This is a genomic window from Pseudomonadota bacterium (assembly GCA_018817425.1).
Taxonomy (GTDB): Bacteria; Desulfobacterota; Desulfobacteria; order Desulfobacterales; family RPRI01; genus RPRI01.
In genome coordinates, this window is the sequence record JAHITX010000131.1 from 44,770 (window position 1) to 71,375 (window position 26,606).

General features: G+C 38.7%; 25 protein-coding genes. 12 read left to right on the forward strand and 13 right to left on the reverse strand.

Annotated features, from left to right (window positions below; all coding sequences use genetic code 11):
- Nucleotide 1 precedes the first annotated feature (1 nt).
- Genes KKC46_21995 through KKC46_22010 form a run of 4 tightly spaced genes read left to right on the forward strand, consistent with a single transcriptional unit; the run spans nt 2 to nt 3,884 of the window.
- Complete coding sequence (locus KKC46_21995; protein ID MBU1056475.1) at nt 2–448, forward strand: hypothetical protein; 447 nt, start codon at nt 2–4, stop codon at nt 446–448.
- Complete coding sequence (locus KKC46_22000) at nt 432–1,856, forward strand: radical SAM protein (protein MBU1056476.1); 1,425 nt, start codon at nt 432–434, stop codon at nt 1,854–1,856. Before KKC46_21995 ends, KKC46_22000 begins: the two co-directional genes overlap by 17 nt.
- Nucleotides 1,843–3,234 (forward strand): radical SAM protein, encoded by a 1,392-nt coding sequence (locus tag KKC46_22005; GenBank protein ID MBU1056477.1) that lies wholly within the window; start codon nt 1,843–1,845, stop codon nt 3,232–3,234. Before KKC46_22000 ends, KKC46_22005 begins: the two co-directional genes overlap by 14 nt.
- Nucleotides 3,234–3,884: a hypothetical protein gene (locus tag KKC46_22010; protein ID MBU1056478.1), complete on the forward strand. Its 651-nt coding sequence runs from the start codon at nt 3,234–3,236 to the stop codon at nt 3,882–3,884. Before KKC46_22005 ends, KKC46_22010 begins: the two co-directional genes overlap by 1 nt.
- Before the next feature lie 139 nt (nt 3,885–4,023).
- Here KKC46_22010 and KKC46_22015 read toward each other — a convergent pair whose 3' ends face one another.
- From KKC46_22015 to KKC46_22060, 10 genes are all read right to left on the reverse strand, one after another.
- Nucleotides 4,024–4,833, reverse strand: coding sequence for a mechanosensitive ion channel (locus tag KKC46_22015; GenBank protein MBU1056479.1), 810 nt, complete (start codon nt 4,831–4,833; stop codon nt 4,024–4,026).
- Nucleotides 4,834–4,877: 44 nt separating this feature from the next.
- Nucleotides 4,878–5,450 carry a molybdenum cofactor cytidylyltransferase gene (gene mocA, locus KKC46_22020; protein MBU1056480.1) on the reverse strand — a complete coding sequence of 191 codons (573 nt, stop codon included), beginning with the start codon at nt 5,448–5,450 and terminating at the stop codon, nt 4,878–4,880.
- 14 nt (nt 5,451–5,464) lie between these two features.
- A complete protein-coding gene (gene yqeC / locus KKC46_22025; protein MBU1056481.1) occupies nt 5,465–6,226 on the reverse strand; it encodes a putative selenium-dependent hydroxylase accessory protein YqeC in 762 nt (253 codons plus the stop codon).
- 11 nt (nt 6,227–6,237) lie between these two features.
- The gene (locus tag KKC46_22030; GenBank protein MBU1056482.1) at nt 6,238–6,558 is read right to left on the reverse strand and encodes an XdhC family protein; all 321 of its coding nucleotides are present in this window, start codon (nt 6,556–6,558) and stop codon (nt 6,238–6,240) included.
- Nucleotides 6,555–7,322, reverse strand: coding sequence for an XdhC family protein (locus tag KKC46_22035; protein ID MBU1056483.1), 768 nt, complete (start codon nt 7,320–7,322; stop codon nt 6,555–6,557). Before KKC46_22035 ends, KKC46_22030 begins: the two co-directional genes overlap by 4 nt.
- 21 nt (nt 7,323–7,343) lie before the next feature.
- Complete coding sequence (gene xdhC / locus KKC46_22040; GenBank protein ID MBU1056484.1) at nt 7,344–8,123, reverse strand: xanthine dehydrogenase accessory protein XdhC; 780 nt, start codon at nt 8,121–8,123, stop codon at nt 7,344–7,346.
- A gap of 23 nt (nt 8,124–8,146) precedes the next feature.
- Nucleotides 8,147–8,593 (reverse strand): iron-sulfur cluster assembly scaffold protein, encoded by a 447-nt coding sequence (locus tag KKC46_22045; protein MBU1056485.1) that lies wholly within the window; start codon nt 8,591–8,593, stop codon nt 8,147–8,149.
- Between the two features lie 35 nt (nt 8,594–8,628).
- Nucleotides 8,629–9,870, reverse strand: coding sequence for a VWA domain-containing protein (locus tag KKC46_22050; protein ID MBU1056486.1), 1,242 nt, complete (start codon nt 9,868–9,870; stop codon nt 8,629–8,631).
- A gap of 3 nt (nt 9,871–9,873) precedes the next feature.
- Nucleotides 9,874–10,770 carry a MoxR family ATPase gene (locus tag KKC46_22055; GenBank protein ID MBU1056487.1) on the reverse strand — a complete coding sequence of 299 codons (897 nt, stop codon included), beginning with the start codon at nt 10,768–10,770 and terminating at the stop codon, nt 9,874–9,876.
- 448 nt (nt 10,771–11,218) lie between these two features.
- Nucleotides 11,219–11,671 (reverse strand): cytochrome c family protein, encoded by a 453-nt coding sequence (locus tag KKC46_22060; protein ID MBU1056488.1) that lies wholly within the window; start codon nt 11,669–11,671, stop codon nt 11,219–11,221.
- Between the two features lie 208 nt (nt 11,672–11,879).
- Between KKC46_22060 and KKC46_22065 the strand changes: the two genes are divergently transcribed.
- Both KKC46_22065 and KKC46_22070 read left to right on the forward strand, forming a co-directional pair.
- The gene (locus KKC46_22065) at nt 11,880–13,145 is read left to right on the forward strand and encodes an MFS transporter (protein ID MBU1056489.1); all 1,266 of its coding nucleotides are present in this window, start codon (nt 11,880–11,882) and stop codon (nt 13,143–13,145) included.
- Nucleotides 13,138–15,762 (forward strand): AMP-binding protein, encoded by a 2,625-nt coding sequence (locus KKC46_22070; GenBank protein ID MBU1056490.1) that lies wholly within the window; start codon nt 13,138–13,140, stop codon nt 15,760–15,762. Before KKC46_22065 ends, KKC46_22070 begins: the two co-directional genes overlap by 8 nt.
- Before the next feature lie 355 nt (nt 15,763–16,117).
- Here KKC46_22070 and KKC46_22075 read toward each other — a convergent pair whose 3' ends face one another.
- From KKC46_22075 to KKC46_22085, 3 genes are all read right to left on the reverse strand, one after another.
- A complete protein-coding gene (locus KKC46_22075; GenBank protein ID MBU1056491.1) occupies nt 16,118–18,325 on the reverse strand; it encodes a molybdopterin-dependent oxidoreductase in 2,208 nt (735 codons plus the stop codon).
- A 44-nt stretch (nt 18,326–18,369) separates the two neighbouring features.
- Nucleotides 18,370–19,314 carry a methyltransferase domain-containing protein gene (locus KKC46_22080; protein MBU1056492.1) on the reverse strand — a complete coding sequence of 315 codons (945 nt, stop codon included), beginning with the start codon at nt 19,312–19,314 and terminating at the stop codon, nt 18,370–18,372.
- A 126-nt stretch (nt 19,315–19,440) separates the two neighbouring features.
- Nucleotides 19,441–20,517 carry a class I SAM-dependent methyltransferase gene (locus tag KKC46_22085; GenBank protein MBU1056493.1) on the reverse strand — a complete coding sequence of 359 codons (1,077 nt, stop codon included), beginning with the start codon at nt 20,515–20,517 and terminating at the stop codon, nt 19,441–19,443.
- Nucleotides 20,518–21,469: 952 nt separating this feature from the next.
- On the opposite strand from KKC46_22085, the gene KKC46_22090 reads away from it, so the two are divergent.
- From KKC46_22090 to KKC46_22115, 6 genes are all read left to right on the forward strand, one after another.
- Nucleotides 21,470–22,018, forward strand: coding sequence for a hypothetical protein (locus KKC46_22090; protein ID MBU1056494.1), 549 nt, complete (start codon nt 21,470–21,472; stop codon nt 22,016–22,018).
- A 136-nt stretch (nt 22,019–22,154) separates the two neighbouring features.
- The gene (locus KKC46_22095) at nt 22,155–23,243 is read left to right on the forward strand and encodes a hypothetical protein (protein MBU1056495.1); all 1,089 of its coding nucleotides are present in this window, start codon (nt 22,155–22,157) and stop codon (nt 23,241–23,243) included.
- A gap of 108 nt (nt 23,244–23,351) precedes the next feature.
- Nucleotides 23,352–23,831, forward strand: a complete 480-nt coding sequence (locus KKC46_22100; GenBank protein MBU1056496.1) for a hypothetical protein — start codon at nt 23,352–23,354, stop codon at nt 23,829–23,831.
- Between the two features lie 69 nt (nt 23,832–23,900).
- On the forward strand, nt 23,901–24,758 hold the full coding sequence (locus KKC46_22105; GenBank protein MBU1056497.1) for a hypothetical protein: 858 nt from the start codon (nt 23,901–23,903) through the stop codon (nt 24,756–24,758).
- Between the two features lie 159 nt (nt 24,759–24,917).
- The gene (locus KKC46_22110) at nt 24,918–25,661 is read left to right on the forward strand and encodes a hypothetical protein (protein MBU1056498.1); all 744 of its coding nucleotides are present in this window, start codon (nt 24,918–24,920) and stop codon (nt 25,659–25,661) included.
- Nucleotides 25,662–25,776: 115 nt separating this feature from the next.
- Nucleotides 25,777–26,430 carry an isoprenylcysteine carboxylmethyltransferase family protein gene (locus KKC46_22115; GenBank protein MBU1056499.1) on the forward strand — a complete coding sequence of 218 codons (654 nt, stop codon included), beginning with the start codon at nt 25,777–25,779 and terminating at the stop codon, nt 26,428–26,430.
- Nucleotides 26,431–26,606: the final 176 nt, after the last annotated feature.

Genomic DNA, 26,606 nt, shown 5'->3' on the forward strand with positions numbered 1-26,606 from the left:
AATGAAATTCCGTTTGGTTGACAGTATTATCCGATATTGCGAAAATACATCCATAAGCACCCGAAAGGCCATTTCATTTGAGGAGTTTTCTCTTTTAAAGCGCTGGGGCAGAAAAGGAGAATTTCCTGAATTGCTGATTTTACAACTTGCAGTGGAATCTGCTGCTTTTCTTATGGCGGTATCAAGTCAATTTGAATATATTGGCCTGCTTAAAACAATTGACTATGTAAAATATAAAGCACAAACAGCTCCCGGCGATATACTCGAATGCCAAATAACTACAATGCCCGAAACCAATGGCAGTAACAGTTTCAAATATCTTATTAAAACCGGTAAACAAATTATTTCCGAAGGTGCTTTTACATTAGAACCTGTTAAATTAGAGATGTTTTATGACCCAAAAATTTACATGATGATGTTAGAGGAGATTTGTGTCCAGACTTTTTGATCGCAACTATACATATTTTTCAACTGTTCGCGGCATGTGCCGTCAATGCAAAAAAATTATTCCGGCTCGTATTGTGTTTAAAGACAATAAAGTCTGGCAACAACGGCTTTGTCATACATGCGGCACAGATGATTCTGCGTTGATTGCAGGTGATGTAAACTGGTACCTTGAAAGAATAAGCGAACCAAGGCATGATCATTCACCGTTAATATCTTCCGGCAATGAAAAAAGCAGCAGAAAGGGATGCCCTCATGACTGCGGCCCATGCAGCTGGCATGCAACACCTTGTCAACTGCCGGTTATATCAGTAACCAATGCCTGTAATCTTCGCTGCCCGATATGTTTTACTTATAACCGCTCGGATAAAATTTATAATATTTCCCTTGAAGAAATGAGGCATCGTGTAGACAATGTGATTGAACAAAGCGGCGAATGCGATCTGTTTAATATTACCGGCGGAGAACCCACGCTTCATCCTGATATTTTCGATATAATAAGGATATGCAAACGGCCGGAAATTGGTCGTGTCACTCTTAACAGCAATGGTATTACTTTAGCAAAAGATCAATCTTTCTGTGACCGGCTGGCTGAGCTTGGTGTATATGTTATATTGTCATTTAATACTTTTTCTTCCGAATCAAGCATCCGGATTCATGGAACAGACCTTGTTGAAACCAAACTTAAAGCGATTGATAATTTAAAAAAAGCCGGTGTAAGGATGACGTTATTAAATGTCCTTATTCAGGATGAAAACGAAGACCAACTGCCCAAACTTATTGATCTCATAAGAAACAATGATCACATATTAAGCCTTACAATTCAAACCATGACCTATACCGGACAAGGTGGCGGGAACTTTCAGCGCTCAAGGCATATTCCTGTTGATGTCGCAACTCAGCTTTTATGTAACGGGATTGAAGGTGAAATAAAACCCGGTGATTTCATTTCCAGACCTTCCGCCCATCCGTTATGCTATTCTCTGTGTTATCTGTTCAAACTGGATACTTTGTTTTTACCGTTTTCAAATGTATTAAGTACTGCCGAACAACATGACATGCTAAAAGATTCTTATTTGCTGCGGGTTAAAGATGATCAGGACTTTTTTACAGATATAGTAAATCGTCTGTATGCCCAAAACCGGACGGATATACTGCCCGTATTTAAGCAATTCGTAAAAGAAATATTTCCGGCAGGCAAACCGTTGAGCCTTTCCGAACGCAGGGAAAAGACGGAATCAGCCGTACGTATAATTTGTATACATTCGCATATGGATGAAGACACATTTGACTGTTCCAGAACTGTTCTATGTCCGGATCAGGTTCCATGTGAAGACGGAAAACTTATTCCAGCCTGTACTTATAATCTTTTTTACCGCCAACAGGATGAAAACTTTTATGTCAGCACATAAACTACTTGGTATTACTCAATCCACCTGTCCGGTCTGCAGGGAATTGGTGCCTACAAAACTTCTTAATATAAACAATGACCTTTATTTTGAAAAGCTCTGTCCGGTTCATGGTATTAACAAGGTATTTGTAAGAGCGGATGTTAATGACTATATAAAAACGCTTCATTATGTCAAACCAGCTTCTCAACCTGTAAAAAGTTATGGAAACGCTGAAATGCCATGCCCAAAAGGGTGTGGTTTTTGTGAACGTCATGAACAACATCTCTGCCTGCCGATTATTGAAATCACACAAAACTGCAATCTGAATTGTCCTATATGTCTGGTGGATGCGGGCAGTAATGAGCAACTGTCTGTTGAAGAATTTTCTAACATAATAGATCATCTTATTAAAGCGGAAAAACAGATTGATGTCTTGAATTTATCCGGAGGTGAACCGCTCATTCATCCTGACCTTTTGGCCATTATTGATAATGCTTTAAACCGCCCGGAAATAGTTCGTGTAAGTATTTCAACAAACGGATTGCATCTTCTTAAAAAGCCGGAGCTTCTTTCACAACTAAAGGCGCGCGATGTGGTTATTTCTCTTCAATTTGACGGATTTGATGATGATATTTACCAAAAGCTTAGAGGCCTGCCACTAGTCAAAGAAAAACAAATGATTCTTGATCGCCTCATATCTGCTGATATTTCAACAAGCCTCACCATGACCGCTATGCGGGATTTAAATGAACACGCATTGCACGATATGATAAACTTGTTGTTTTCAACCGATAATATTATCAGCCTGATGATCCAGCCCATGGTATATGAAGGACGCGCAAGAGATCTTGCGGTTCCCGAAAAGCGGCTTACACTGCCTGAGATAATTCAGTTATTAGGAAATACCGGCCAGGTGCAAGTTGATGATTTTACCCCCCTGCCCTGTTCCCACCCGGCCTGTTTTTCACTTGCCTTTTATCTTATGCTTGACGAAGGTGGGTATGTATCGATTAACCACCTGATGGATGTCCCTGCCTGGCTGGATATTATTGCCAACCAGGGCATTTTCGGTCTTGATGAAGATTCTCATGAACAGATCAAAAAAAGTATTTATGAACTCTGGTCAGGACCTGCGGCAAGTAATCCCGAATCCAAAAAAGCATTAAATGCGATCCGGGAATTGTTGCGTCACATCAGCAGTATTCCGGAATCAGGTTTTAATCCGCAAAAAGTATTTAAAGTCAGTGAAAGAAAAATAAAATCCATTTTCATACATTCATTTCAGGATGTGGACACATTCGATCTTTCAAGGGCAAGACGTTGTTGTAATGGCTACCCCCAGAAAGACGGAACCGTTATTCCGGTATGTGTACATAATGTGCTTGGCAGAAATCGCTGATGGTTGTAAGTAATTTTAAACATAAAACCAGTCCGTGGCTATATCCTTTATTGGGATGGTCGCTGGTTGGTCATTTTATTTACAGTATCGTTTATTGTATTATAAAACAATCTCCTGAAGAATTATTCTGGATTTCTCATATTGCATCACTTTTAGGAGGCATTGGCATTCTGAAAAACAGCCGGATGCTGATTTCAGTCTCTCTTATCAGCCTTTTTATTCATCATTTGTTTTGGGTTTTTGAAACCTTGGTCTGGCTGATTGCAGGCAAATTTCCATTCGGCACAACCTACTATCTTCTAAATGCCGATATCTGGTTATGGCTTCAGGTTGCCAATCATTTCTATGCGGTTCCCGTTTTGCTTTTTGTGGCCTACAAAAAAGGTGGAATTTCAAAGAATTCATGGATAGGATCGGGGGTACTTTTTGGTATCCTTATATTAATCAGTTACTACTTTCTCCCTCCTGCCGCTAATGTGAATTGCGCCCATGCATTATGGCCCGGGCTTGAAAAAACTGTATTTGCCGGTCTGGCAAACCTGCCTTCATGGCAGTATCTGATTTGTATTCTTGCTATAAATATTGTAGCGATTAATCTTCCGGTGTATGGGGGAATGCGTTTTATCTTTAGAATTTCAAATAAGTATTAATGGCAGGATCAAGTTTTTGAAATAAGAAATTATAGCATTTCTCAAAATAATACCCCTATTGAAAAAGCGATCATGGAGGTATGAGAAATGCTATAATGTTTTCAAAAACCTTTAAGAAAATAAGAAGCCTGCTATTAAACTATTCCGTTTTGTGGATATGAATGTCTTGCTGCTGGAATGGAATAGTAATTCCTTCGGTATCAAAACGTTTCTTGATTTTCTCCTGTGTAGCAAAAAAGGTATTCCAGTAATCTGCTGTATTCACCCAAGCTCTGACTCCAAAATTAATACTGCTGTCGGCAAGTGCCAACACAACAATAGCCGGTGCTGGGTCTTTAAGAAATCTATTGTCTTCTTCGATAATTTGTTGCAGCACCTTTCTAACTTTATCCAAATCATCACTATAGCTAACCCCTACTACTATATCGACACGACGCTGTGCCTTTGCAGTGTGGTTGATGATATTATCGCCTATCGCCTTTGAGTTTGGCACTATGATCTTTTTATTATCCGGAGACTTAAGCTCGGTTGAAAAAACTCCGATAATTTCTACGGTACCAGAAGTTCCTCCCGCCTCGATATAATCTCCTACTTTGAAGGGCTTTAAAATGATCATAAGTACGCCAGCTGCAAAATTGGACAATGAACCTTGAAGAGACAGCGCAATGGCTAAACCGGCTGCACCAAGTATGGCGATAAAAGAAGTTGTCTGGATGCCAAGCTTGCCAAGAGCTGCCACCACAACAAAGGTCAGCAAGGAAACATAAGCCAGACTGGAAACAAATGAAACAACAGTTTCTTCCACTTTATGTTTACGAAGAAGTTTTTTCAGCATAGACCTTACTGAACCGGCAATGATACGACCCAAGGCCAGAATAACAATCGCTAAAATTACTTTCAGGCCATACAGAACTGCCCATTCCTGTAATTTGCCGACAATCTGTTCCATATTTTACCTCCTTGTGTTATTTATATATTATATGCTGCAATATCTTATCTTATTATTTTTTCATATTCGTTTTGGGTATCAATATCAATTCCGGCTTCAGTGTTTTCGATTTCAACCAGATTAAGTTTTTTTTTGTGCTCTTCAATTATAATTCTTCCACCGGTATCTCCAGACAAAGCAAGAAGTTCTTGTTTATATCTTGCCGGAAAAATAACCGGACTTCCCTTTTTGCCGTTATAAACCGGAACTACAATATTACTCGGGGTTTTTTTAAAATTATCTATCAGGATATTAATTATTGTTTCCCTTAAGAATGGCTGGTCACCTACTAAAAACATATAAGCATCCGTTTCTTTATGCGATGCACTGACCCCAAGTTTTACTGCTGCGCTTTGCCCTTGGTCAGCATGATCATTATATACAATTTTATCCAGATATTTAATTCCAATATCTTTTATGCCCGTATTTCTATAGATAAGTATTACTTCATCAAGATGAGATGCTTTCGCGGCTCTTATTATATATTCTACCATAGGAATACCTGATAAAGGCAACAGCAGTTTTTCTTTTTTCATCCGCTTTGAAAACCCTGATGCCAGAATAATGCCTGAAACCATTTCCACTCTCCAGCTTATGTATACAATCTGTTATCAGCCATTGCCGCAATGATGCATTTAGGAAGAAACTTCTTTTCTTTCAACCTGGCTGAAATGCTTTTTGCATATTTTCTTCTTTGAGCATCATCTGCTTTATTTAACAAAATATACCTTTCGCTTCCATTAGGCACTCCTTTGAAAAGTCCGGCAGAAGATAATATCAGGTTAACCACTGCTTCTTCGTCAAGTCTTTCTCCCGGAGATCGTTTTGCTACATCACAAAAAAGCTCATTTCGATGCACATGTTCTTCATCAATTGGATTGCCTATTGCATCAAGACCTATAACGCCTATGGTTTTTGTAGCATTGTTAGGCACTACAGGTTCATAATCGGCAGGGGCTTTAATAGGTTTTCTTTTGGAGCCATCACATTCTACCAGTATGTAATCAAACTTTAATTTTTTGAAAAGATTTTCTATAAATTCTTTGTTTGGTCCTGAGAGTTTTCTCCCATTGGCAATATCTACAACGTCAGAGCCAAAAACGGTGACTGTACTTTTATCAATACCATTAAAAATACCGATTTCTTCTGAATTATTTATTATTATGTTATCGTATTTTTCTTTTACCGGGTCGGGATAGAAAATATGTGTGGAAGTGGTGACAAGCACCTTTTTATTTAAGGATTTGAGTGCTTGTGCTATGGCAAACATGGTGGTAGTTTTCCCGCCTCCTCCCACAAAGCAGATAAGTTCTCTTTCATTTAGATCTATATCAAGCGCTTTAAGAATATCCATCAGCTACATTATTATAAAAACGGTTCAACAAAAATCAGCATTTTACCGCCGCAAACATCTCCGCCTTTTGTTCCAAGATCATCGGTGAGATCTGCTTCTATAAGCGCCGGTTTCTTTTCGGTAAGAAGGCAGCGAAGAGATGCACTGCGAACCTGATTCTCACCACATCCGCCACCGATTGACCCATAAGTTTTGCCATCCACGCAGATGAGCATTTTTGCACCAACCTCGCGCGGCGTTGACCCAGCTGCCTTAACAATAGTTGCAAGGCATACCGGTATATTTTGTTTTTGAAATTGTGCCAATTGTTCAAATATTTCCTTATCGGTCATTTCATACCTCTTACGGCATCACTTAAAGCCTTAGCCTGGCCTACGCCCTTGCGGCGCACACAAACAAGCTCAGCTGTTATTGAAAGAGCAATTTCTTCCGGTGATTCGGCTCCGATTGGAATTCCTATCGGAGTGCAGACATCTGCAAGCCGCTCTTTTGGTATTCCATTTTTCACCAGCATTTCCAGAACAAAACCGACTCTTCTGCGGCTTCCGATGAGGCCGATATAAGCTGTTTGTTGCAGTACAATTTCTGCAAGGCATTCTGCATCATGTTCATGACCTCTTGTAATGATAACAACAAAAGAAGAGCTGTTTATTGAAATACTACGAAGGGATGTAATAAAATCATCGGCTATAACCTCACATCCGGGAAAACGAGCCTGGTTGGCAAAATCAGGGCGGTCATCAATCACTGTAACTGCAAAACCTACTTCTTGTGCAAACCGTGCAAGAGGAATTGCTATATGACCTGCACCACAGATAATAAGTTTTGCACTGGTTGATATAAAATCAAAAAAGACGACCAGTCCGTCTTTAATCTCCAATAACTTCTTTTCTTGTTGCGTATATGCTTTTAAGGCAATATCAAGGATTAATCCGTCGGCTTCTTTGTCCCCGATTCCCCCTTCCATTGTGCCGTCTTTATAGATAATAGTCTTTACACCCGGAGCAATGTGACCATCAGAAGAAGAAATCACGGTTGCAAGACAAAATACTTCCGCTTTGGCAATAAGATCGTTTATTTGTAAAATTATATTCATGGATTCCGCCACTTTTAGAGGTTACAGCTTTTTGCTTAATATGTCATCTGCACTGTTTCTCACAGCAACAATTTGGGCTGCAATGGAAATGGCAATTTCTGCCGGAGTATTTGCGCCTATACTTAAGCCCACAGGTGAATGTATGCTTTTTATAATATCCTCATTTACTCCTTTTTCGCGCAATTGCTGAAAAGCTTGAGCCACCTTTGTACGGCTTCCTATCATTCCGATATACTTGTATGGCTTTTCTATTAGCTTTTCTAAAACCTCATAATCATGAGCATGCCTGTGCGTCAGTATAACCATATAAGTATTTTCCGAAAAAGCCAGTTTTTCAATTGCCTTTACATAATCATCTGCAATAACATTATCCGTCCAGGGCAGTTTTTCCTTATTTGCAAAATCGGGCCTGTTATCGATAACTGTTACGTCAAAATCAAGCATTTTCACAATCTGACTTAAAACATTGCCTATGTGCCCTGCACCAAAAACATAAAATTTAGGCTGCTGTACTATAGATTCAACAAAAACGCTCATTCCCCCGCCGCAGATCATGCCGATATCTTTCAATTCATAGCGAACAAACCTGGAAGCTTTTGAACCCATAAGAGACATAGCTTCATCAATAATTTTCTTTTCTATAGCTCCGCCACCGATTGTTCCGACTATTGATCCATCGGATTTGATAAGCATTCGGGCACCCTCTTCGCGTGGTGCCGAACCAAGCGATTCTATAACAGTAGCCAGCACAACCGGCATATTAGACTTTTTTGCGGCTACGATTTCCTCAAAAATATCCATAACAATCTCCAAAAATATAAAAATTAATGATTCTTTTCATATTCCTCAAGAGCCGCCTGTAGAATTTTAATACTGGAAAGAGGACAACCCTGTTCTTTTCCAAGCAATCCTTCAAATGGAGCCAGAATATCTTCTTCCGTCAGTTTCTTAGCTTCCTCAATGGTTTTGTCTATCACAAGAGTAGTCATCATGCTCAATTCCGCAACTGTACTTTTGCACCCATTTGATTGAAAACGCATGGCAAAGATTTTTCCTTCTTCAACAATTATCCAGAGTTCCACCGTGTCACCACATGCCGGATCTTTTGCCGAAACAAAAACATCTGCAAGCCCTTCACACATATCACCGAAATTGCGCGGGTTTTCAGCATGATCTTTTATAAGCTCAGCAGCATTGGCAAACACTTTTTCTTCAGGGTTTTCATTAAATTCCCTGTGCATCACACAACCTTTTCCGCAATCATCATCCATTTGAAAGAAATTCCCTAAAATAAATTTTCATCGTATTATATTTTTTTTATAAGTTCTATAAAAGCTTCCAGAGTTTTTAAATTATGGCATGGAAGAAAATAATCAACATAGGGTATAGCAGCAGACATACCCATGCAAAGTGGTTCATAATTATCATATTTTAAGTTGGGGTTTAACCAGATAATTTTTTTAAAGCCTTTTTTCAAAATCGACATCTGTTTTTTCAAGAGATCAATATCGCCCTTATCCCATCCGTCGCTCAATATCACCAGAATTCTGCTTTTCTTACGAAGCTTTCCGCCATATCTATCATTGAACTCCTCAAAACTTCCGCCCAGATTAGTTCCGCCTGACCAGAACAGAACATTATTCGAAAGCATGGAAAGAGCAACCTTTACAGACCGGTAATTTATAAGATCGGTTATCCTTTTTAGTTGTGCGCCGAAAACAAAGGTTTCTGTATTCCTAAGGTGCTTTTGCAATTCATAGATAAATTTAATCAAAAAGGTACTGTAAACATCCATCGAACCGCTTACATCAGCGAAAAGCACCAGTTTTGAGCGTTTAGGCTTTTTTTCTTTTTTAAAAATATTAATTATTTCCCCGCCTTTTTGTCTTGACTGGCGTATAGATTTCTGAAGATCTATGATTTTACCTTTATTGCTGGATTTGTATCTTCGCCCCTTTTTTTCCTTTATATTAATCCGTAGAGATTTAAATAATTCGTCGTAAAGATAAAGCTCTTCAGGCTTAACATCTTCAAAGTCCTTCTCCTTAAACGGTGTTGATAAAGAATAACCGGGCAGCGCTTCTTCTTCAGACGGTAGATTATTATCTTCTTCCGTTGTTTCTTTTGTTATTATTCCTGCAACTTCTTCTTCTCCGTTCTCATCATCGGCATTTTTTGCAGTATTTTTATTTTCAGGAGATTCACCGTGAATATCATTTTCAGGATCATTGCAACCCATATCGGGAAAATCATCTTCTGTTTTCCAGAAACTATCAAAAAGCTGATTAAAAATGGGAAGATATTTATGGCTGGCTACCATTGTTGATTTGAGAGCCATATAAAATTCAAAGCGGCTTTCGATATTGACATATTTAAGGGCAGCCATTGAATCCAGTTGTTTTGTCATATGAACCGGAACCCGATTTTGACGTAAAAGATTGGCAAACGAAAGAATACTTTTTATCAGGTTCTGGGAGCGTTGTTTATAGTCCTTCTCGCTAAACTCCCTTTTGACCTTTTTGACAGATGCTATAGGAGGTTGAGCCAATTTTCATCCCTCAAGACGGGCGTCAGACCCGATCAACACCTCGCTTTTCATATCCTTAAAACGTCTGACGTCTTCTTTGAATTTAAATAAACATCCGCAGGTAAGATCCATAAGCTCTTCATCAATATCGTCTTTTTCGAGAATGGTAAGTGCCTGAGACCAGTCCAGCGTTTCAGCAACACCCGGGCGCTTATGGAAATCCTGATCCCTCAATTTAGCCATAATAGCGGATATTTTTCTGGCAAGATGATCGTTTATCGCAGGATTTTTTGCTTTGATAATTTCAATTTCCCTGTCAGGCGTCGGATAGTCAATATAATGATACAGGCATCTACGTTTTAAGGCATCATGAAGTTCACGTACCTGGTTTGATGTTATTATAACCACTGGTTTACTTACCGATTTTATAGTTCCCATTTCGGGTATTGTGATTTGAAAATCAGAAAGGATCTCAAGTAAAAATGCTTCAAATTCTTCATCGGCACGGTCAATTTCATCGATTAAAAGAACCACTTTTTCTTCACTTCTGATCGCCATAAGCAATGGGCGTGGTATCAGAAATTCTTCTGTAAAAATATCGTCAAGCTGATATGAAACCCCGCATACATCCGTGGTCTTTATTTTCAAAAGCTGTTTTGCATAATTCCACTCACTAATGGCGCTTGTGGCATCAAGACCTTCGTAACACTGCAATCTGATAAGTTTCCGACCAAGAATATTGGAAAGAACTTTAGCGACTTCTGTTTTGCCGACACCAGGTTCACCTTCAAGCAACAAAGGTTTTTCCATAGCAAGAGAAAGATAAATAACAAAAGCGAGCTGATCATCACAAATATAAGAATCTTCTTTCATTGCCTTTTGAATTTGTTCAGTTGTCAGAGTTGTCAGCGGTTTTTCCATTATAACCTCTATTGTGGCATATCATCTTTAAAATACAAGTATAATATCTTTCTTGATATGTAACTAATCGTACACACCTTAAAATGTCAACTATTTTTCATTATCACTTATTTTACAATAAAAATTAGGTTACTACCCGATATAGGGTTGATTACAGAGCAAATAATATTGGTTTTAAAACCCGTGCTATAGTGTTTTTAACAAAAAACACATTCAGGGAGAAAACCGAATAACAAAAGAAAACATTGATATCGAAGCATATTGAAAATGACAAAACACGACAAACTTAGGCCTGAAGTAATTTGGAGAATAAAATTAGAAACAGTGAGGTATAATTTGATACAAAAAAGGGCCGATTTTCTTATTAAGAAACCGGCCCTGCAAAACTTATTTAATATTTACAAAACAACTTCTTGAAAAATTGCAATAAAAACAGATTTACTTTCTTTTACTTCTTTGGATGGCATTTGGTACAGGTAGTAGGTGCTGCTTTTGTCTTGTTTTTCTTGTTGAATTCTTTATGGCAATCTTTACAGTTTTGGTGAAATGCTTCTGCGTTATATTCAAGCGCTTCTTTTTTTGAAAGCTTAGGAGCGTCTTTTCCTTTTGGTTTTTCTCCCGGTTTCTTGTGACATTCTATACAGCTTTGCACCTTATCTGTTGCCTTAAGATCGGCTAACGGCTTACCTTTTTCGTCATGGTGGCAATCACCACAAGTGGCTTTATATTCTTCAGCATGTTTCTTATGTGAAAAATGAACAGGTGCCTTTTTCATCTCACAACCCTTTGTTTCAAGGGTTAATATATCCGGAATTGTTGCACCGGCAAATATAGATCCTGAAAGAAACAGGGCTGCGATTCCCACAATAGATATCAGTAACACTAATGGCTTTATTTTCATATTCTGCTAACCTTCCTTTCAACTTTATTTGACTAAGACAAATTATCAAACCTTTCTTTTTTACACGGATATATTTTTACCAATTCAATAAAAACCTGTCAACTATAAAGAAATAAACTTATATATTCAGATGGATATTTATGGTATAAAGATATTTTTATAAACTATACAGATAATATTAATCTTACTCTTAAACCGGATAGATAGAATGAATTATGAACCGGAAGTAATATCAAGGATAAAACAGGGAAGATCAAAATTTATTGCTATGGCATCCGCCTATTTCTTAGGCGCTTTCAATGATAATTTTTTTAAGCAGGCAGCTATGTTGATGGCTGTTGTTGCCGGAAACAGTGCATTGCAGGGAAAAGCGACAATTCTTTTTTCTCTTCCTTTTATATTGTTCTCGGCATATTCGGGATGGATGGCTGACCGTTTTTCTAAACGCAAAGTAATTATAGGCGCAAAACTTCTTGAACTGATAGCAATGATAATCGGAGCATACGGTATTATAAGCGTAAACTGGAACTGCATACTTGCAATGATATTTATTATGGGGCTTCAATCTGCCATTTTCGGGCCTGCATTAAACGGCTCCATCCCTGAGCTTTATCCGGAAATATATGTCGGCCATGCCAATGCAGTTGTAAAATTTGTAAGCACAGCAGCCATTTTGGCAGGAATATCTTTAGCCGGTATAGTGCTTGATAAAAAGGGGGATTTTGGGGGTGCCGATTTAGGCCAGGTGCTGGTTGCTGCTGTAATATTGCTGGTAGCCTTATTGGGAGTTTTGGTAAGCTTTGGAGTAAATAAGCGGGAACCTGTGGGAACTTCGGTATCTTTTCCTTTTACAGGGCCTCTCGACTCAATATTGGAATTTTTTGCAATACGTAAAGATCCGGCACTATTCTTAGCTATTATCGGCGATGCTTTTTTTTATTTTTTAAGTCTTCTGGCAGTACTGCATATCAATACATTCGGCCTTATTCAGCTTGGTCTTACACGGACCATGACAAGTCTTCTTACCGTTTCTCTGATGATAGGTATTTGCGCCGGATCTTTCTTGGCTGCAAGAATAGTTGCCAAAAAACCATGGTCAAGTGTATTGTTTCCATCTTCTCTTGGTTTGGGCATAGGATTAATATTAACATTTACTACGCCCATGATGCCGGAAAGTGTCAGACAGATATTTCTTTTTCTTTTCCTTTTTATAACCGGTGCCTGTGGAGGAGTTTTTCTTATTCCGGTAACAAGTTTTATCCAGATTCGCCCGTCTCCGGATTCAAAGGGAAGAATAATTTCAGTATCGAATTTCTGCTCTTTTTCTGCAATGCTTATAGCAGGACAGGTGTTTATATTTATGGACAACTGCCTTAGCCCATCAGCAAATATAGGAGTTTTGGGAATTTTTTCAGTAATTGCTTCGTTTTGTTTCTTAGCGATACGAAAACGTAAGGAAATAAATCATGTTTGAAATAATTATAAGATTTATCTTAATACAATTACTAAAACTGCGTTATTCACTACAGGTTACAGGTCTTGATGCGATAAATAATCCAAACGGCAAAGGGATACTTTTTTTGCCGAACCATCCGGCCTTAATAGATCCCGTGATTGTTATGTCATTACTGCATAAATCATTTAAACCAAGGCCGCTTGGTGATGAAGTCCAGACCAGCAAACCTGTTGTCCGTCAAATCATGAAACACTTAAGACCCGTTATAATTCCCGATATGGAGAAAAGTGATCGAAGCAAAAGCGGGCAGATACGTTTGGCCATGAAAGATATCGTTGATGCCATTAAAAACGGTGATAATGTGCTTATATATCCTTCAGGGCATATTTACCGCAGCTATCTGGAAGATGTGGGAGGAAACGCAATTGTTGAACACATTTTAAAAGAAATTCCCGATATAAAAATAGTACTTGTCAGGACAAAAGGATTATGGGGCAGCAGTTTTAGTTATGCAGGAGGAAAAGCCCCGGCTGTTTTTAGTTATATCAGTAAATATATTCTTAGCGTTTTTGCAAATGGGATATTTTTTATTCCCAAAAGAAAAGTTACTGTTGAATTTAAAGAACCGGATGATATCCCAAGGCTTGCCGACAGGCTGACAATAAATCAATATCTGGAAAATTACTATAATGCTGATCCTTTGCATAATACCTATGTTCCATATTTCTGGTGGGAAAAAACAGAACAAAAGCTGCTGCCCGAACCAGAAGTTAATAAGATTATCGGTGACCCTTCACTGGTTCCATCTGAAACAAAAAAAATTGTTACAAAGTATTTGAATGATATCACAGGAATCTCATCGATAAACGACAACGACAGGCTTTCTAACGATCTGGGATTAGACAGTCTGAAAATAGTTGAGCTTATGGGATGGATAGAAAACGAATTCGGTTTTACCATAGATGATGTTGGTGCTCTTAAAACCGTTGGAGATTGTTATCTTGCCGCATGTGGTCAAATAATCGGAAAAAAGGTGGAAACATTAAAACATGTACCATCCGGATGGTTTAAAGACAAGTCACAAGCGCCCCTTACCCTTCCTGCCGGAGAATCCATAGCAGATCTTTTTCTGTCACAGGCACGCTTAAATCCGGGGAAAATTATTTTATCCGATCAAATAAGCGGTGCAAAAACATATCGTGAACTTGTAATTGCGGTTATGTTATTAAAAACAGAGATGGAAAAAATGCCCGGAAATGTTATCGGAATAATGCTTCCTGCATCCGTAAGCGCTGCTATTGTTTTTCTTGCTGTAATGTTTAGCGGTAAAATACCTGTTATGATAAACTGGACGGTAGGGACTATTTTTATGCAGCATTGCTTAAATACAGCATCTGTAAAAAACATTATTACTGCTAAAGCTTTGCTTGAAAAACTGAAAAATCAGGGTTTGGATTATTCTTCAATAGATGTTAACTGGGTAGAACTTGAAAACATAGCAAAAAACATATCAACATTTCAAAAAGCATCGGCTTTTATAAAAAGCAGTATTTCCTTAAAGTCTCTTTCAAAGGTAATAATATCGGATACGGCAGCTATTTTGTTTACAAGCGGCTCGGAAGCAAAACCCAAAGCGGTTCCGCTTTCACACAATAATTTTATAAGTAATTTGAAAGATTTTTCCACGGTTTTACACTTTTTCTCAAATGATCGCCTGCTTGGAATGCTTCCACCTTTTCATTCACTGGGGCTTGCCGGCACTATTATCCTGCCGTTATGTGCAGGGCTTAAAACCGTGTATCACCCAAATCCCACTGAAGCTGTTTCAATTGCAGGCCTGATAGCTGCATATAAAGTTTCCTTACTTTTGGGAACTCCGACTTTTATTAATGGAATAATAAATGCAGCCAAGGCGCAGGATCTTTCAAGCATAAGACTTGTTTTTACCGGTGCGGAAAAATGCCCTGATCATGTTTATGATCTTTTCAACAAAACCTGCCCCAAAGCAGTAATGTGTGAAGGCTATGGTATTACTGAATGTTCTCCTGTTGTTAGTGTAAATTCCGATAAAAATCCTTCTCCTGGAACAATCGGCAAAATACTTCCTTCTATGGAATATGCTATAATTCATCCTGAAAAGAAAACTAAAGTTTTTGCAGATGAACAGGGATTGCTTCTGGTGAAAGGGCCGAATGTTTTTGCAGGTTACTTGACAGATGATGCCAAATCACCTTTTGTTGAATTTGAAGGCAAATATTTCTTTGACACCGGAGATCTTGTAAAAGAAGATATGTACAAAATATTAACATTTTGTGGCAGATTAAAACGTTTTATAAAACTTGGCGGAGAAATGGTTTCACTTCCCGCTATAGAGAGCGTTCTTTTAAACGCTTTATCGGATCAAAACGAAGAAGGGCCTGTGCTTGCTGTTGGAGCTACATCTTCAGAATATCATCCTGAAATAATACTTTATACCGCAAAAGATATTGAACGTGAAGAAGTAAATAATATTATTCGCCAAAGCGGTTTATCCGGTTTGCACAATGTTAGAAAGGTAATAAAACTTGATAAGATCCCTGTTCTTGGAAGCGGAAAAACGGATTATCAAAGCCTTAAGAATCTGATGGACTCGTAAAAAAGTCGGTTCCTCGCTATTTCGTGTGGGTGACTCTCACCCTTGGATGCAATTCGATAAACATAGGGCCACAACAAAACCTTATCTGACAGGATTTACATGATTAACAGGATGTGATTTGTCAGACCGCTCCAGAAGAGCGGTCTGAAACACGCAGCCGATTACTTTGTTGGTTACGTCTTCTTTCTCCACCGGATTACCCTCATCGCCGCAGGCGATGGTTTATTGCCTGACCGGCTTCCGGCCGGTCGGCAACATCCTGTCCATCCTGTTAATCCTGTCTAAAAACCTTGGTTAATAAATGCCTTGCGGCAACTGTTTACCCACACAAAACAGCGAAGAGCCAAAAAGTCCATCAGCCCACACAACCCAAACCCGGGTCCTGAACGGCTATCTTCCTGCGTTCCCGTTTCTTTTTTTTTATCTGGCACAAAAGTGTTTTGTAAACCGGAAAACCGGATATTTCATCAAGCTGTCCCATATCCGTTAATTCATTAACATTGGCCTCTTTCCATTCATCAGGTCCCAACGGGCCGCCACCACCAACCTGTGCATAAGCAAAGCCTTTCATTATTTTTTCCGTTACAAGTGCTCTCATCAGCACCGAACCGCGGGCTGTTTTAATACTTACTTTGTTTCCCGTTTCTATACCACGTTCTTTGGCATCTATTTTATTCATTTGAACAACAGGAGAAGGATATATCTCTATAAATGCCGGTATGGCGCGCAGACAGGATTTCATGTCGGGTTTTAAAGGACCTGTTCCTAAAATAAGAGGATATTTTTCTGACAACTTGGGATTAACTGTATACGTTTCAAGAGTTTCTTCATATTTGGGAATACCGCTGTATCCGTATTTTTCAAGAATTGTGGATTTTATTTCAAATTTACCTGAAGGTGTGTCAAATCCAGGCTTGCCGTCGCTTCGCAAAAGACCTTTTTCCCATTTTCTGTATTCTGTCCGTGTCCCGGAAATTTTGATCACATTCCTGTCGGCATTCATTAAATCTTCTACCGTAAAGCCTGATTCACTCAATATATATTCGAGAAGTTCTTTCTGATTCTGCGGATAGAGATGCCCGTATCCTAAACGTTTGGCCAGCTCCGCAAAAAAATCATAACCGGATCTTGCCTCATAAAGAGGTTCTATTATCTTTTCTCTTAATCTTAATGAAGACCCATAATAGCAATAAGATGACTGTTCAAATGCCGTTGTTGCAGGAAGTACTATGTCAGCATAGGCAGCGTCTGCTGTAAACTGCAAATCCATGGTAACCAGAAAATCCAGCTCCTGCAAAGCTTTTCGCCAAAGGCCCGGATTAGGCCAGGATGTTATAAGCGATGCCCCGTATATAATCATTGCCCTGATCTTATACGGATCTGCATCTATTATGGATTTAGGCAAAAGGCTGGCATGGGGCTCTCCGCCGCAATAATAAGAATAAACCGGAAACTTGCCATTGCCGATTGATTTTTCAAATCCGGGAGTTTCAATCTGTTTGCTTTTGCATATTGGAATGCGATTTTCTTTTCTTGCAAAGCATCTTCCACCTTCAACATCAAGCTGTCCGGCAAGCGCCCACAATACCATTACTGCACGTATATTCTGAACCCCGCTTTTTGTATATTCCAGACCCGTATACATTACATAGGATGCGCCTTCGGCATCTGCAATGCTTTTGGCCAGACTTTCAATTCTGTCTTTATCTATTCCTGTAATTTTTGATACATATTCAGGCGTAAAATCTTTTACATACTCACGGAATTCATCAAATCCCAAAGTCCAGTTTTCGGCAAAATCTGCATCGTAAAGATTATCTCTTATAAGAATATGAGACAAGCCCAAAGCCAATGCGCCGTCCGACCCAGGCCTGATAGGAAGCCATTCACTGCCTTCAAGCTCTGTTGCTTTTGTTTTTCTGGGATCTATTACTATAATTTCTGCGCCTTCTTCAGAGGCAATTTTTAAGCGTTTAAACATCTCAGGTGGCGTGGAAGTAGAGGGATCAGTACCCCATACCAGTATAAGATCCGAATTATCAACATCGGAAAACATATCGATGTGTAAACATCCCATTGTAAGTTTTGGGGCAAGAACACCCAATGATGTATAACACGGTGCGCCTACACCAAATGAATTCGGAGAACCGAAAGGAAATAATACGCTTGATGCCAGATAAATTTTCGATCCCTTTAACTGGAATACATCCTTAAAAGATCTTTCATAGGAACCTGTACCGGCATAAATACCTACCGTTTCCGGCCCGAAGTTCTTCTTCAGTTCGTTTAATTTATCGGTAATAGTCTCAAAAGCCTCGTCCCAGGAGATTTCTTCAAATTCATATGTCCCCTTAGGGCCTGTCCTTTTTAAGGGATGCTTTAGCCTTTTGTCAGAATATACGATTTGTTTTGCACTGCCTGCAATGGGACACAGAATATTACCGGAAGGAGCATCCGGGTCCGGTTCCAGCCAGTCTATTTTACCTTCTATATCAAAATGTATAATAGCGCCACAGCCAGGGCTATGAAAACATAAACCGCAAATTCCGTATTTTTTATCCAATTTTGATAACCTCTTAATACTATTACTGCTGACTTAAAATCATATTATTTTCGCGTACCCACTATAAATTGCGAATTGATATACTCCCACAGATTTTCCGTTTTTCTTATTTTCCAGGAAACATTGCCTTTATCCATTATTTCCAGGGGCGGATCAAATATGTTGTTTTCCCCCAAAAAGAGGCTTTTTATAGTATCTATACCACGCTTGTTCCCGTTTCCGTTTTCCACACCGCCCAACCAATGCTTAGGGTCAGATACCGACTCATCCCAGGAAAAGGGATCGGAAAAAACAAGCATTGATTTTTCATTATTTAAAACCCTGTTTATATCCGCCAAATGCTGTATCGGGCGAGAAACCTTTTCCAGTACGTTTATAGAAGTTACCGTAGAAAAAGTATTTTTGGTAAACGGCAGCCTTAATGCATCTGCTACAATAAAATCAATTCTGTCATAATTCCAGGTGCTGTCAAAATCACATGAACGTTCTTCGGTAAGCAAGCCTTCTATGGTCAAATCGAAATTCAGGCTTTTTTTAAACAACAATTCCCGTGCTTTTTTAATAAAAGATATGGAAGTATCAATACCTATTACATTAGAATGAGATCTGCTTAATTCAAACGACAATCTCCCGACCGAACATCCGATATCAAGGGCAAAACCGCCTGATTCCCCGAAAAATGAAGACCACACCTTATAAGCGTCGGTTGCACAGGGGTCATTGAACATATCGGAAAAATGACTCCACAGATACGAAGACAACATGCTTTTTGAATTATATCCCGAAGCATCGGATATAACCTGCATTGTTAGTTCAGGTAAAATTACCGCAATACCGTCATGTATTACATAAGATCTTTTGCAGGAAGGGCACAAAAGTTCGCCTTCTATTACATCTTCTTTTTGCTCTTCTTTAATATCTATATCCAGAGAAATTTCTTCATTTAAACATTCCGGGCATATCAGCTTATCTATTAACCATTTTTTCATTTAAAACGCCTTTCTTGAAATTTCACATAACTGCGGCAAAACATTATCGTAATAAATCTCCTATTTGAATAATATTAAGCATCATATAACTAAAAACAAGTTTAGATTTCACAGGCAGTGATTTTATTAGGCAACTTTGCAAAGATAATGAAGATTGAAACTATCATTCTCCATTTCACAAACTTCAATATATTCAAACCCGGCTTCCGCCAGCAGCTTTTCCGCTTTTTCCCTGCCCCACATCATGCCAAGGCCGGTCCCATTATCATTTAAACCTATCGGCATGCAATGCATAAGGCTTACCGTATACAAAAATGCCCCCATAGGATGAGCCATGTTGTCTGCCAGATTCGAAGATGCCTTTATATCTACCATTGAAAACATACCACCCGGAGCAAGCATATATCGAATGCTCTTAAGCGTTTTAAGCGGATGGCTTTGATCATGTATGGAATCAAAAGCGCAAACATAATCAAATTTTTGCATAAATTCTTCTTTCTCACAAATTGCCGCCGCATCAAGCTCCACGCAAATGACATTTAAAAGTCCCATCTGCTTAGCCTTTGCCCCGGCAGTATTGATTGCTTTACTATGATTATCTATACCGGTGAAAGTACTTTCGGGAAATGCTTTAGCCATAAGATGTAAAGCCACTCCCTGACCGCAGCCAAGATCACAAACACTTATTCCGCTTTTAAGACGCTCAACCAGTTTACCTTTGTCAACAGATGGTAGAAAATATTGTATAAGCACTTCGTTATGTTTTGCATTGGAAAGTTCTGTCATAAATTGCTGGAAATCAGGATACTGCGAAAAAGGAATCCCACCCCCTGTTTTAAAGCCTTTGTTAACAGAATCCATAGCACAAGATGTGAGCAATGGAATTTCCTGGGTATAAACTCCTAAATTATTACTTCCCGACTTCCGGGTTAAAAATGATGCATGTTCAGGCGGCAGATAATATTGATCTACGCCGTCTTTGGTATGGGACAGTTCAATGATTTTGCCGGTAACCATTATACCAAGCCATTCCTTAAGATAACGTTCGTTAAGATTCGAAGCAAAAGCAATTTGTGCAATAGTAACAGGTTTGCCAAGATCCTCAAGAATATCGAAAATTTCGTTTTTATAACCAATTCCCATGGCAAGATTCAAAGCACCATAGTTTAAAATGTCATTCATTGTTTTTGAAAAATCACTCATTTTAGCTCCATCAAATTATAGTATTTTCCCTCTCCACTCGTGGGAGAGGGCCAGGGTGAGGGGGAAATTCAGAACCAATCCATTTCCTCCACAAGAGCTTAAAAGTTGCAAATCGAAACAAAATAAATTTCAGTTCAGCTATTATCATATTATGTATTTTTTGTAAATTTTGGGATTGGAGATGCACAGGGTAATTGCATTTAGAAATAATAAAAACTGTTGATTTAATCAATGCAAAGTGATAGCGGAATTTAAGTATTAATGTTCATTATACAATTTTTGAAATTTTCTGGAACAAACAACCCTGTATCTAAATTTATTTTATTGTTCGCTCAAAAGGATTCAATATGACCGGATACAATCAAGCCCCAAATCTTCAGATAATTGAAGCATGGGGCTTTTGTTTTTTCTGAGATTGTGAAAAATCAGAAATTGGGTTTATGAATATGAGGTTCCAAATTGGCACTTCAAATTCACAGGTCACAAGATATACTCCAGACAATTTGAGACCTTTGAAAAGTGTTCAATTTTGTTCAAGTACAAGGAAGGGGAAAATTTAAACCGCAGGAATACATTGAGTATTTCGAGGATAGCGCTAAAGGTTAGCGCTTATGCTTCACTACGTGTCACTTCATGCGAAATTTAAGCCCAACGCAGAGATCGGCCAAAATGGGGCGTTTTGAAACTGGCTCATATAACCTCCTCTTTACGGATAGCTTAATAAATAGCATGATATCCGTAATATTGAAAAACGCATTATTGCAAAAATTTTGTCAATAGAATATATGTAGTTAAAATTTAAAATAAAACAAACCTTAGTCCTTTTGCAATTGGACTTAAACATTATAGGTTTATTTCTAAAACTTTATGTTGATCATACGAAATTACAAGATCACCTGAACTGGTGATCAACTTGTTATGGTTATTCATAATTGCAATATAGGAGTATCCCATGGGAAACTGGCTTGAAAAGATTGAAAAAAGTAAAGAATCTAAAGCGAATGCTGCGAGCCACCGAAGCGATAAATGGAGTAAACAATGGAATAATAAATATGATGATAGTAATGCAACTTATGAATCCAAAAAAGATAAAATATGTTTAAAGTATGGCAACATACGCTCAATCGCTTCGCGACTTAAAGATGCGACCGTTGATAACAGCGTTCCTATAAAGGTTAGCGGATTCTCCCTTAAATTGGGTCATTTCCCTACTATGTGGAAAAGCGAAAGAGGTAGCTCAGGAATAACTTCAGGAGGCGTACGACGAATTACGATTGAACCATGTAGGGGGGATTCTTTTCGTGTCTCAACCTGGCATGAAAATGCACTTTTTACAGAGCAAAATTCGTACATTAAGATTGACAATGTGTCTGAAGACGTAATCGTCTCTTGGCTCAAGTGGATTGTAACTGGTAAGGGCTGGATCAGACCAATGGATAAACTAAAATTGGCCGTGGTAACCTCAATTGGTTTACTTATTATATGGCTCATCATTAAATAGTACATACAATAAATGGGGAAAAGCTTTAAAAACTATGCGATAAAACAGAATTTTCCATAACACTGCATTGCACAGGACGCCAAACAGCGGGCGCCTGTGAATTTTCAGTTATGTGTAACAATAAGGAAATCATATTATGAGTGATGTTGTTTTCATATTAGGTGCTGGTGCATCAAAACAATGTGGCGCACCACTAATGGCAGATTTCCTAGATGTGGCCAGTCATTTATTGCGTGCAGGCCAAGTAAATGACAAAAAAGTACAATTTGAAAAAGTATTCAAGGCCATTGGGGCAATGCAGGCCGTCCACTCAAAAGCACAATTAGACCTCACAAACATAGAATCAATTTTCACTGCCCTTGAAATATCAAACGTACTTCGAAAATTACCCGGATTCGAAGCTGAAGAAATTGTTGAAGTAATTTCAGCACTTAAAGAAGTAATCGTAAAAACAATTGAATCTACAATGGAATTCCCAACAAGTAGTTCCTATATTGGAGTCCCAAAACCCTATGAAGAGTTTGCTGGGTTGGTCGAGCACCTGAGGAACGAATCCTTTCCAAAACAATCAGCTTCAATAATCACATTCAATTACGACATCGCCGTTGACATGGCACTTTTCAAAGCAGGTATGGGGCCAGACTACGGCATTCCACCAGACTCAAATTCACATAACCCAATCCCCCTGTATAAACTCCATGGTTCTTTAAATTGGGCCTCAAAAAAAGACAACGGCACAGTTTATCCACTGCAACTAAATCAATATTTCAACAAATACTCTGTAAGAGGTTGGGACAAGAAAAGCACATGTAAAATCCCAATAGGGACACAATTAAAAGAATATTTTTCAAAACATAGTGATGTGGAAGTAGAAGAAGAGCCTGTTATCGTCCCACCTACATGGAACAAAGCTGACCACCATCAGGCATTATCAAAAATTTGGGGTAAAGCAGCAGAACATTTAGGTGAAGCAAAATCGATATTTATCATTGGGTACTCACTCCCAGAAACAGATGCATTTTTTCGTCTTCTTTATGCATTTGGAACCGTAGGTGCTTCACCGTTAGAAAAAATAATAGTTTATAACCCCGACAATTCCGGTGATGTAAACAAACGGTTTAGAGAAATGTTGGGCCCTGGTGCTATTGCTCGATATGAATACAAAGAGTTGCGCTTTGATGAGGCAATCTCAGACATAAAAGGCCAATTTCCTAAAAGAAAATAAATACATAACAAGGCAAATTAACGCGGTCTGCCAAAAGCTGCGCCGCTTCGCTCTGCATCTTTTGGCATCCGGTTATTTATAACGTTAGCCATCAGGAGATTCCCATAGATGTCTGTAAAGTTTGAATACCAAATCCCACTCTGGCGTTCGTTTCTTGGTGTGGCGTTTTGCTTTGCTTTTGCAATTGGCATGGGATATTTTGCCCACGTCAATGAGAAAGGACTACGCCTATTTCGACTATTCACTTTGACTTCTGGTGAGGCGTCAACACTGTATTGGGGATTCGCCGGCACTCTTGCTCTGGCCACCATCCTGTTTTTCATTTTGATCGCACGAAGCATGAAAGGGCCGGTCGCTATCTCCCTTGAAGAAACTTTCCTCGTTGCTCCAAGTGCCGCTATTCGAAGTGAATTGCTTTCAATTCCGTATTCCTCGATAAAACAGGTTCTTGCTCAACAGTTTGGAAAACAAGCAATGGTTACTATCAACTCAGCCGTCGGCCAAGTAAGGTTGATGGAAATGGGATTTCGTAGTCCGCAAGAGTACGCAAAGTTCAAGCAGGCGTTGGCGGACCGCGTGAATGGCTAACCCATCATTCCAGCGGAAGCCTTAAACGACGCGGCTTCCGCTGAATTTCATGTTAGAGGGTAAATAAATATGATAAATGAGAGTGAATTAGAAAAGCTAAATGAAGAATTTCGTAAGGAGGATATTGAGCCAAGAAGAAGACCTTTTGAAGCACTTAGGCGTATCTCCATGCAAACCAATCGGTCAATAATATTTCCTTCAGCTGAAGCTGATTTTGTTTTTAAATGGTTTGAGGCAAATACCAAACCAGGAGCTCATACGGTAGGATTTCAGCACCAAGGGACATATTATTATGATTCAACATTCTGGAGTGTAAATATTCCAATAATTTTTGGTTCTGTTCAACTAAATGCTCTTGATGCTTTACATGAAATGCCTCAAAAAATTAAAGATAATCTATATGGAAATAGAAAAGCCATCTGGGATTACATTATTTTTTGGGCTGATTGTATTGATTTTGGATATGCTTACGATGATTTATACAAGGATAAGAATCACGATACATTTGGGCGTCAACTTCTCTGTGCAGGATATGAAGAATTGTCATCGGCTACTACTTTATTACTTGAACATCGACCGAATAAAAGAGCAATTATGAACTGTCGGATGGCAACAGAAATGTTACTCAAGTGTTTCATTGCATTAAAGGATGGCTTAACAGAAACACAGGCGAAAAAGCTTGGACATAACTTGGAGAATATCTTTGTAAATTTTTTGGAGGTCTCAGGTTATCAGCACCTTGCAGAAATTAAAAATTTGTTGCGAGTCTTCCCTGATATACATGAACGTTATAAAGCTCAAGAAGCAGATAATTTGTCACTATTCAACGGTTACTGTTTTGCTCAATCCATTGGAGCATTAATTGCACGGGCATTCACTGATCGCAACACATTACCCCAAGTAATGCCCTCTAACAAGCCAAATTAACTCAGACCGGGCTACTCTCTTGCCGGATCGGAATTGAGTAGGCATAGTAATAATTGATGTTGACAAATATTATTAATCATAAAACGCCCGGCTGGTTATTTGGGGTGTTAGGGTGCAATAATATCTTGACCGAATGCTTTATCTTAATGGAGTGTCACGATGAGTAAACCACCTTGGGTTTCTGGGCCGGAGGAAATTCTAAGACATGGACTACGGCTTCTATCAGAGGGTTCAGACATAAGCAGGCGTCTTGCGATGATTAGTATCGATAATGCCGTTGAATTGACCATAAAAACATATCTTGGGCTACCTAAGCGAATAACCAAAATAGGAATAGGAAGGAAGAGATTTCAAGAAATCAATGAAAGTTTCCCCCAATTACTCGATGCGCTGGAAGAATATTGTGGGGACAAACTCAATGGGATTGACCTTGGAGAGATCGAATGGTATCACCGTATCCGGAATGAACTGTACCACAACGGAAACGGTTTAACAGTTGAAAAAGAAAAGGCCGAAATTTACGCAGAGCTGGCCAAAACACTATTCTCCAACCTTTTCGGTTGTTCTCTTGAAGTATCAGGTGAAGGAGAAGACGGACGCTTGCTCGGCGCATTCATGAATCATTGGGTTAATATAGAGAAGTCTTTGAAGGCTCTTTATATGAATTCGAAGCAAGAGACTGGAACCGAGGATGGTGCTAAAAACGCAGCTTATTTTGGTCTTCGTGAGGTGGTCTTGGGGGTAAATGGACTTATCGATAAAAGCACGGTCAAAGAAATTGAGAGTATTAGGGACATCAGGAACAAGGTAATTCACGCGCAAGAGGACATTTCCATCCTCTCAGAAAGTGGCGCAGTTAATCGCGCAGAAGTTGTTGCTCAGAAACTAAGCAAGTTGCTTTGAATAAAAGAACCCTAACAAAAAAATACAGCGGACTCGCTACGCTCCCCGCTGATTTCGTCGTTGGAAACTAAAATAAATGAATAAGTTTTTCTTAATGGATTTATTTTAAACTAATATGAAAAATAAAAAGAAAGATTTTACTATAATAATTCTTCCAATAATTTTATTTATTGGAATCATTGCTCTTGGATCTTTGCGAATCAAACGTGGGAATAGTGTTTGTTCGGAAATTGATTTTTTGTTTATAGGATTTTATATCATTTGGATTATAGCTGAGTCAAAAATTTCTAAAAAAGATTTCCATACTGAAGGAAAGGAAAACTTTGATACTGGAACCTGCCAGATTTACGCTGTCGGACAAGGACTCACTTTTCTTACAGCTCTTTGGTTTCCATCAATATGGACGCAACCTTCAGTTATTTTATTTTCATCCTTTTTTATATTTATTTTTGGAATTATATTTCGTCTTTGGTCAATTCAAACACTTGGAAAATATTATTCACATAAAGTTTGTAAGGTTGAAGAACATAAGGTTGTTGATTCTGGACCCTATAGATTTATTCGGCATCCAGCTTATGCAGGTATGATATTCGCAAATTTAGGGATAATAATTTATTTTTTTAATTGGGTGACTTTGTTTGTTTTTTTGATTGTACTTTTACCAGCAATCATAAGAAGAATTTACGTTGAGGAAAAAATGTTATTCGAAATAGACGGTTATTCAAATTTTGCGATGACACGTAAGAAATTATTTCCAGGTGTTTGGTGATTTAAATCGTTCCAACATGGCATGCAGCCGGACTCAGAGCGGTGGTCGGGATTGTATGAACAGCAAAAATTGTTTTTTAAGTGGGTAAGCTGCTTATTCAAGCTGCTGTCTCTCTCTTGGGAAATGTCGCCCAATAAACCATATCCGGTGTTTTCTTGTCAAGACTTTGATGCCGC